This window comes from Phenylobacterium sp., from assembly GCF_035276905.1.
Taxonomy (GTDB): Bacteria; Pseudomonadota; Alphaproteobacteria; order Caulobacterales; family Caulobacteraceae; genus Phenylobacterium.
In genome coordinates this window covers 1-8,571 of record NZ_DATELG010000157.1, presented here as the reverse complement: position 1 = coordinate 8,571, position 8,571 = coordinate 1, and the positions used below count along the sequence as shown (strand labels likewise).

At 72.2% G+C, this 8,571-nt stretch carries 6 protein-coding genes; 3 read left to right on the top strand and 3 right to left on the bottom strand.

Annotated features, from left to right (window positions below):
* A partial coding sequence (locus VJS38_RS07000) for an ABC transporter permease (RefSeq protein WP_324087433.1) occupies positions 1-1,155 on the top strand: 1,155 nt, incomplete at its 5' end.
* An 18-nt stretch (positions 1,156-1,173) separates the two neighbouring features.
* Here VJS38_RS07000 and VJS38_RS06995 read toward each other — a convergent pair.
* Positions 1,174-2,454, bottom strand: coding sequence for an amidase (locus VJS38_RS06995; RefSeq protein ID WP_324087432.1), 1,281 nt, complete (start codon positions 2,452-2,454; stop codon positions 1,174-1,176).
* A gap of 89 nt (positions 2,455-2,543) precedes the next feature.
* Between VJS38_RS06995 and ppc the strand changes: the two genes are divergently transcribed.
* Positions 2,544-5,234: a phosphoenolpyruvate carboxylase gene (gene ppc, locus VJS38_RS06990; protein ID WP_324087431.1), complete on the top strand. Its 2,691-nt coding sequence runs from the start codon at positions 2,544-2,546 to the stop codon at positions 5,232-5,234.
* A 45-nt stretch (positions 5,235-5,279) separates the two neighbouring features.
* Positions 5,280-6,680, top strand: a complete 1,401-nt coding sequence (locus VJS38_RS06985; protein ID WP_324087430.1) for a malonyl-CoA synthase — start codon at positions 5,280-5,282, stop codon at positions 6,678-6,680.
* On the opposite strand, the gene VJS38_RS06980 is transcribed toward VJS38_RS06985, so the two are convergent.
* Both VJS38_RS06980 and VJS38_RS06975 read right to left on the bottom strand, forming a co-directional pair.
* The gene (locus VJS38_RS06980; RefSeq protein ID WP_324087434.1) at positions 6,677-7,405 is read right to left on the bottom strand and encodes a Crp/Fnr family transcriptional regulator; all 729 of its coding nucleotides are present in this window, start codon (positions 7,403-7,405) and stop codon (positions 6,677-6,679) included. The two genes, VJS38_RS06985 and VJS38_RS06980, sit on opposite strands and share 4 nt — an antisense overlap.
* Before the next feature lie 297 nt (positions 7,406-7,702).
* On the bottom strand, positions 7,703-8,571 hold an 869-nt coding region (locus tag VJS38_RS06975), incomplete at its 5' end, for an anthranilate synthase component I family protein (protein WP_324087429.1).

Below are 8,571 nucleotides of genomic sequence, written 5' to 3'. Positions count from 1 at the left end.
GGTCCCTGGCGGATCGCGCTCGCCAACCTGGCCGGGCCGCGCTCGGCGGCGCGCACGGCGGCGCCGGCGATCGGCCTGGGCGTGGCGCTGCTGACGGCCGTGGTGCTGATCCAGTCGAGCCTGCTGGGCGAGGTGGCGGTGGTCGCGCCGAGGACAGCGCCCGCGGTGGTCTTCACCGACATTCCGGCGGAACAGGCCGGCGCCTTCGACCAGGCGGTGCGCCGGGCCTTCGCCGCCCCGCTGGCCCGCGACACCTACCTGCGCGCGCCCTATGTCACCGGGCGGATCACCGTGCTGCGCGGCCGGCCGGTGGCGGCGGCGAAGATCCTGCCCTCTGCGCGCTGGGCCTTCGACAACGACATCAGCCTCTCGGCCGTGGGGCCGGAACCGCCGAACGCCGGGGTCATCGCCGGCCGCTGGTGGCCGGCGACCTACGCCGGGCCGCCGCTGCTGGCGCTCGACGGCGACATCGCCAGGGCCGCGGGGCTGAGGCTCGGCGACAGCCTCACCCTCTCGGTGCTGGGCCGCGACATCGACGCCAGGATCGCGGTCCTGCGGAAGGTCGACTTCGGTTCGTTCGGCGCCAGCTTCCCCCTGGTCCTGACGCCGGGCGCGCTGCAGGGCGCGGGCCTGCACGAGGTCGCCATCGCCAAGGCCGACCGCGCCCAGGAGGCGCGGGCCGTCCGCGCGCTCGGCGTCAGCTTCCCGCAGGTCAACGTGATCTCCGTCCGCGAGCAGCTGGAGGCGGCGAGCGAGCTGTTCGGCCGCCTGGCGCTGGCGGTGCGCGGCGCGGCGGCCGTGGCGGCCGTCGCGGGCCTTCTGGTGCTCGCCGGCGCCATCGCCGCGCGAGCGCGCGCCCGGGCGCGCGAAGCCGCGATCCTCAAGGTGCTGGGGGCCTCGCGCGGTCAGGTCCTGGCGGCCTATGCGCTGGAGTACGGCCTGGTCGGCGTCATAGCCGGCGCGGCCGGCGTGGCGCTGGGCTACGCCGCCGCCTGGCCGGTCGTCGTGAAGGTCTTCGAGGCCCACTGGACGGTCGACTGGGTCGGCGTCGCCGCGCTGCTCGCCGGCGCCGCCGTGCTGGCGGGCGCGGGCGGTCTCATCGCCGCCCTCCAGGCCCTCGCCAAGCGCCCCGCGCCGACGCTGCGCAGCGAGTGAGGGCGTGGTTGGCGGCTCCTAACCCTCGAACCCGCTGAGGTCCGGCCTGCGCCCATCCCAGCCGGACACCCGCTCGAACGCCGCGCCGAAGCTCACCACCGACGCCTCGTCACCCGGCTTGCCGAGGATCTGCAGGCCGACGGGCAGGCCGTCGGCGGTCAGGCCGCACGGCACGCTGACGCCGGGCAGGTCGAGGTAGTTGGCCGCGCGCGTGAGCCGCGAGAGCGGGGAGGAGGCCTCGTCGACCTCGCCGATCGGCGGGGCGGGAATCGGGCAGGTGGGGCTGAGCAGGCCGTCGTAGGGCGCCATCCAGGCGTAGAAGGCCGTCTGGTCCCCAGCGCGGCGGCTGTAGGCCTCCGCCAGATGGCGCTCGGTGAAGCCGCGTCCGGCCTCGAACCGACGCACGATCCACGGGTCCATCACGGCGCGATGTGCGGCGATCCGCTCGCGCCAATGCCGCCAGCCTTCGCCGGCCATGATCAGCCCGTTGGGGGCGAAGGACTCGTCCAGCGCCTTGAACGGCGGGACCATGTCCACCGTGACGCCGGCCGCGCGCAGCCGCGCGATGGCCTCGAGATAGAGGCGGGCGACCTCCGGATGCAGCTCGCCCATCCGGTCGAGCGGGCTGGCCGCGAGCCGCCGGCCGCGCACGTCCGCGGCCAGCGCCTCGTCGGCGTCGAAGGGGCCGCGTACGGCGGCCTCCCCGTCCGGCCCGGAGATCACCGCCAGCATCCGCGCCGCCGTCGCGACGTCGCACGCCAGCGCGCCCACCGTGTCCAGCGCCGGGCTCAGCGGATGCACGCCCTTCAGGCTGACCAGCCCGCGGCTGGGCTTCAGGCCCACGACGCCGCACATCGCCGCCGGGATCCGCACCGAGCCGCCGGTGTCGCTGCCCAGGGCTGCGTCGCAAAAGCCCGCGGCGACGGCGACCGCAGAGCCGGACGAGGAGCCGCCCGGCGCGCGCGCGACGCCTGCGTCCCACGGGTTCCAGGGCGCGCCGACCGCATAGTTGGTTCCCCAGGCGCCGAAGGCGAGCTCGACCGTCTGGGTCTTGCCGACCGCGGTCCAGCCGGCCTGCAGCAGACGCTCGACGACGATGGCGTGCACGTGGGGGTGCGGATCGATCGGAATTTGGGCGCCGCCGCCCGTGGGCGCGCCAGCCACGTCGATCAGGTCCTTCACGGCGAAGGTGGGCCCCTCGGGCGTCTCGCCGAGCAGCGGCGGGTCGAAGACCTGGGCGAAGGCCTTCAACCGGCCGTCGTAACGGCGGATTCGGGCGAGAGCCTCCTCAGGGGTCATGCGCCGTCCTTTTCAACTTCCGCGACTATCGCCGAGGGCGAATACGGAAACCAGATGACGCCGCACGATGCATGGCGTTTTGATCGGACATGACCCAGCCGCTGCCAAACCAGCTCCGCGCCGCTGTCCGATATCTGGGCCGCGTGCTCGGCGACGTGATCCGCGCCCAGGACGGCCAGGCCGTGTTCGACCAGATCGAGGACATCCGCCGCGCCTCGGTGGCCTTCCACCGCGAGGGCACGCCAGAAGCGGCGCGGCTGATGGGCGAGCGGCTGGAGGCGCTGTCGCTGGCCGAGACCGTGCGCTTCGCCCACTCCTTCGCCTGCTTCCTGCAGATCGCCAACATCGCCGAGGACCACATCCAGCGCCGCCGCGGCCGGGCCGGGGACATGCGCCCCGACACCGTCGCCGGGGCGCTCAGGACCCTGGCCGCGCATGGCGTGGACGCCAAGGCCGTGCGCGACTTGCTCGACTGCGCCCTGATCGCCCCGGTGATCACCGCCCACCCGAGCGAGGTGCGGCGCAAGAGCGTGCTCGATCGCGAGAGCGCCGTGACCTACGAGCTCGACCGCCTGGACGCCGCCGTCAGCGAACCGGAGCGGGCGGAGGTGGAGAAGGAACTGGCCCGGCAGGTGTCGATCTTCTGGCGCACCCGCCTGCTCCGGAAGGTGAGGATCGCCGTCTCCGACGAGATCTGGAACGCCGTCTCCTTCTTCGAGCGCAGCTTCCTGACCGTCCTGCCCAAGCTCTACGCCCACTGGCAGGAGGTGCTGGGCGCGGACGAGCTCAACAGCTTCCTGAGGGTCGGTTCCTGGGTGGGCGGCGACCGCGACGGCAACCCCTACGTCACCGGCGAGGTGATGCGCCAGGCGCTGCAGTGGCAGTGCAAGGCCGCGCTCGCCCTCTATCTGGAGCGGCTGCACGCGCTCGGCGCGGAGCTGTCGATCTCCGACGAGCTGACGCCGGTGACGCCCGAGCTCGCGGCCCTCGCCAAGGCGGCGCAGGATCCCTCCGAGCAGCGAGCCGACGAGCCCTACCGGCTGGCGCTCGCCGGAGTCTACGCCCGGCTCGCCGTCTCTTACACAAGGCTGACCGGCGAGGCGCCGCCCCGGTCCTCGGCGCTCTCGGCCGAGCCCTACGCCGGTCCCGAGGAGCTGAAGGCCGACCTGCAGGTGATCCTGGGCTCCTTGCTCAGCCAGCACGGCCAGGCGTTCGCCGTGGGCCCGCTGCCGGAGCTGATCCGCGCGGTGGACATCTTCGGCTTCCACCTGGCGACCCTGGACATGCGCCAGAACTCCTCGGTGCACGAGCGGGTGGTGGGCGAGCTGCTGAAGAGCGCCGGAGTCTGCGCCGACTACGCCGGCCTCGAGGAGGCCGCGCGCTGCGAGCTGCTGCTGGGCGAGCTCGGCCACGGCCGGCTGCTCGCCTCGCCCTACGTGACCTATTCGGACGAGACCCGCCGCGAGCTCGACACCTTGGGCGCGGCGGCCGAGGTCAAGCGGCTCTACGGCGCCGGCGCGATCCGCGCCTACATCGTCTCCAACACCACCTCGGTCTCGGACCTGCTCGAGGTCTATGTGCTGCTGAAGGAGGTGGGGCTCTACGCCCCCGGCGATCCGCCGCGCACCGAGATCTTCGCCGAACCGCTGTTCGAGACGATTGGCGACCTGCGCTCCGCCGCCGAGACGATGAAGCGCTACCTGGGCTTCCCGCTGGTCCGCACGCTCTTGAGGGCGCCGGGCATGCAGGAAGTGATGATCGGCTACTCGGACTCCAACAAGGACGGCAGCTACCTCACCTCGACCTGGGAGCTGTTCAAGGCCTCGCGGGCGCTGGCGGACGTGGTGCACGGCGAGGGGCTGAAGCTGCAGCTGTTCCACGGCCGGGGCGGGGCGGTGGGCCGTGGCGGCGGCTCCAGCTTCGAGGCCCTCCTGGCCCAGCCGCAGGGAACCGTCGGCGGGCGCATCCGCATCACCGAACAGGGCGAGGTGGTGGCCAACAAGTACGCCGACCCGGAGCTCGCCCGGCAGAGCCTGGAGACGCTGACCGCGGGCGTGGTGCTGGCCTCGCTGCGCCGGCCCCCATCCGACGAGCTGTCCGGCGGACGGGGCGAGGCGATGGACGCGCTGGCGAACGCCTCGCTCGCCGCCTACCGCAAGATCGTCGAGACCCCGGGCTTCGTTTACTACTTCTACGCCGCCACCCCGATCAGCGAGATCGCAGACCTCAACATCGGCAGCCGGCCGACCTCGCGGCAGGGCGCGCGCACGCTGGCGGGCTTGCGGGCCATCCCCTGGGTGTTCTCCTGGTCGCAATCGCGGGCCATGCTGCCGGGCTGGTACGGCTTCGGCTCGGCGGTCGAGCAGTCGGGCGTGCCGCTGGCGCAGCTGGCGGAGCTCGCCGAGGCCTGGCCGTTCTTCGCCGCCACCCTCGCCAACATGGAGATGGTGCTCTTCAAGAGCGACATGGCGATCGCCGCCCGCTATGCGGGCCTGGTGCCGGACCGCAACCTCGCCGACGCCGTCTTCAACCAGATCCGCGCCGAGCAGGAGCGCACCGTCGAGGCGGTGCTGAAGATCACCGGCCAGTCGGCCCTGCTCGACAAGAACGCGGACCTTGCCGCCATCATTCGCGCCCGGCTGCCCTACATCGACCCGCTCAACCACCTGCAGATCGAGCTGATCCGCCGCCTGCGCGCCGGCGACGACAGCGAGGCGGTCCGCAACGGCGTGCACCTGACGATCAACGGGATCGCGGCGGGGTTGCGGAACACGGGGTGACCTTCACCTCTCCCCGCTTGCCGGGAGAGGCGTTAAAGCAGGGGCATGTCCCAGAACCTCTACGACCTCCTCGCCTCGCGCTTTCCCGCCGACCGCTCGCGCCCGTGCTTTCTGCTGAGCGACGGCTCGCAGGTCAGCTACGGCGAATTGGAGCAGGGCGCCGGCCGCGTCGCGGCGCGGCTCGTGGCGGATGGCGTTGAGCCCGGCGACCGCGTGGCGCTGCAGGCCGAGAAGAGCGTCGAGGGCGTGATGGTCTACCTGGGCGCGCTGAAGGCGGGGGCGGTCTTCCTGCCGCTCAACTCCGCCTACACTTCCGCCGAGGTGGAGTATTTCCGCGCCGACGCCGAGCCGCGGCTCTTGATCACCGATCCGGCCAGCTACCTCGCGGAAGCGCCGATCGAGCCGCTTGCGGAGAGCGTGGCCCGCACGGCATCCGACCTCGCCGCCATCATCTACACCAGCGGCACGACGGGCCGCTCGAAGGGGGCGATGCTGAGCCACGGCAATCTGGCCGCCAATGCGCTGGCGCTCTACGAGGCTTGGGGCTTCAGCCCCAAGGACGTCTTGCTGCACGCCTTGCCGATCTTCCACGTGCACGGCCTGTTCGTGGCCTTGCACTGCGCCTTGCTCGGCGGCTGCCCGATGGTCTGGCTGCCGAAATTCGCCGACGCCGAGGTGCTGGCGGGGCTCTCGAAGGCCACCGTGATGATGGGCGTGCCGACCTTCTACACGCGGCTTCTGGCCAATGCAGGTTTCACCCGCGAGCACGCCGCCCACATACGGCTCTTCATCTCCGGCTCCGCGCCGCTGCTGGAAGCCACCTTCGCCGAGTTCGAGGCGCGCACCGGCCAGCGCATTCTCGAGCGCTACGGCATGAGCGAGGCGGTGATCATCACCAGCAATCCGCTGGACGGCGAGCGCGTGGCCGGCAGCGTCGGCTTCCCGCTGCCGGGCGTAGAGCTCCGGATCGGCGGCGGAGAGGACGTCGGCGTCATCGAGATCCGCGGGCCCAGCGTCTTCACCGGCTATTGGCGGATGCCGGAGAAGACCGCCGAGGAGTTCACCGCCGACGGCTTCTTCCTGACCGGCGACGTCGGCCGCCAGGACCCCGACGGCCGGGTTTGGATCTCCGGCCGGGCCAAGGACCTGATCATCTCCGGCGGCTACAACGTCTATCCCAAGGAGGTCGAGCTGGTGCTCGACGAGCTGCCGGGCGTTGTGGAAAGCGCCGTGATCGGCCTGCCGCACCGCGACTTCGGCGAAGGGGTGGTCGCGGTGGTCATCGGCCAAGGAGACGAGGCCGAGCTGATCGCGGCCTGCCGCACGAGGCTCGCGGCCTTCAAAGCGCCCAAGCGGATCCTGTTCGTCGACGAGCTGCCGCGCAACGCCATGGGCAAGGTGCAGAAGAACCTGCTCAGGCAGCGGCACGCGGGGCTGTTCAGCTAGTACTGGGCGGAATCCTCGAGGTCCGAGCGCGCCGCCGACAACGGCGCGCCGGGGCGCACAGGCGGGGCGCGATAGTCGGCGATGTCCGCCAGCTGCTCGCGCTGCAGGAGGATGGTCACGCCGGAGCGGAGCTCCAGCAGCCGCTCGCGGCGCAGCTGCTGCAGCGTGCGGTTGACGTGGACGATGGAGAGCCCGAGCGCGTCGGCCATGATCTCCTGCGTCAGAGGCAGGGGGAAGCGCTGGTTGTCGCCGAGGCCCGCGACCTCCAGCCGGCGTTGCAGCTCCAGCAGGAAGTGCGCCACGCGCTCGTAGGCCGTCTGGCGGCCCAGCCGCACCATGTGGTCGAGCAGCAGCTTCTGCTCCTGGGGCTCGATGGCCGCCAGCGCCCGGGCGAGGCCCGGCGCGTGGCCGGCCTGGACGGCGTTCAGCACCGGCGTGGCGTCGGCGGTCTCCAGGGCGGTCAGGGCGACGACAGACGAGAGCTCCGGACCGGGACGGCGATCCAGGCCCAGGCCGTCGCCCGGAAGCAGGAAGCTGAAGATCTGCCGTCGGCCATCCGGCAGCACGCGCTGGCGGCAGGCCCAGCCCGACAGGATGAACCGCGGGCGGATGCTCATGTCGCCTTCGGAGACGAGCTCCTCGCCGGCGACGAACCGCTCGCGCCGCTCGGCAAGGCTGCGCAAGAGCTCCAGCTCGGCGTCCGACACCGCGCTCAGCGAGCGCATGCGACGCACGACCACTTCCAATGGCCGCGAAACCGAGCGAGGCGCCAACCGGCCCGTCATCCGGTGTCCCCCGTCTGGTCGGCGGCCGCCCGTGGCCGCCGTTTCCTATACCATATGCCTATATCAACCACCCGGCTAGTGACACAACTTCTGATTGGATCAGTCCTGCGCCAGGTGCAAGTCTAGACGCGGGCCGGCAGGTCGCGGCGCGCGAACTCGAAAGTCATTGCAGGTAGTCGGGTTGCGTCTATCGGCGAAAACCCTGAGCCGTCCCTACGCTGAACGCCGGAGGGCGGCTCAGGGCGCCAGTGCGGCGGCGAGCGCGGCGATCTTGGCCTCGGTCTCCCGGCGTTCGGCGCCCGGGTCGCTGTCGGCGACGATGCCCGCGCCGGCGCGGGCCTCCACGCGCCAGCCCTCGGCGTCGCGCACGAAGCCTGCGGTGCGGATCAGCACGTTGGAGTCCATCGCGCCGTCGCAGCCGATCCAGCCCATGGCCCCGAAGAAGGGCCCGCGGGGGCCCTCGAGCGCGGCGATCAGCTTCATCGCCTGCACTTTCGGGGCGCCGGTGATCGAGCCGGGCGGGAAGGCCGCCCGCAGCAGGTCTGCGGGCCCGCGGCCGGGCGCAAGGACGCCGGTGACCGTCGAGACCAGGTGGTGGACGTTGGCGAAGGTCGCGAGCCGGAAGAGCTCGGGGGTCAGCACGCCGCCGGCCACGCACACCCGCGACAGGTCGTTGCGCATCAGATCGACGATCATCAGGTTCTCCGCCCGGTCCTTGAGCGAGGCGGAGAGGCCCTTCGCCAGCGCCGCGTCCTCGGCCGGGTCGGCGCCGCGAGGGGCTGTCCCCTTGATCGGCTGGGTCTCGGCGATCAGCGCCTGACCCTGCGGCGTCACCTTCAGGAACCGCTCCGGCGAGTTGGAGACCACGGCGCGGTCCGCAAGCCGCAGGTAGGACGCGAAGGGGGCGGGGCTGGTGGCCGCAAGCCTCGTCATCAGGTCGACCGGCCGGGCGTCGGCCGCCAGGCGGCCGCGCCAGGCGCGGGCGAGGTTGGCCTGGAAGATCTCGCCCTCGCCGATGCGCCGGACGATCTCGGCCACCGCGGCCTCGTAGGCCGCGGGCGGCTCTTCGCAGAGCTGCGCCGCGGGCTTGCGGGGCGCGGGCGTCG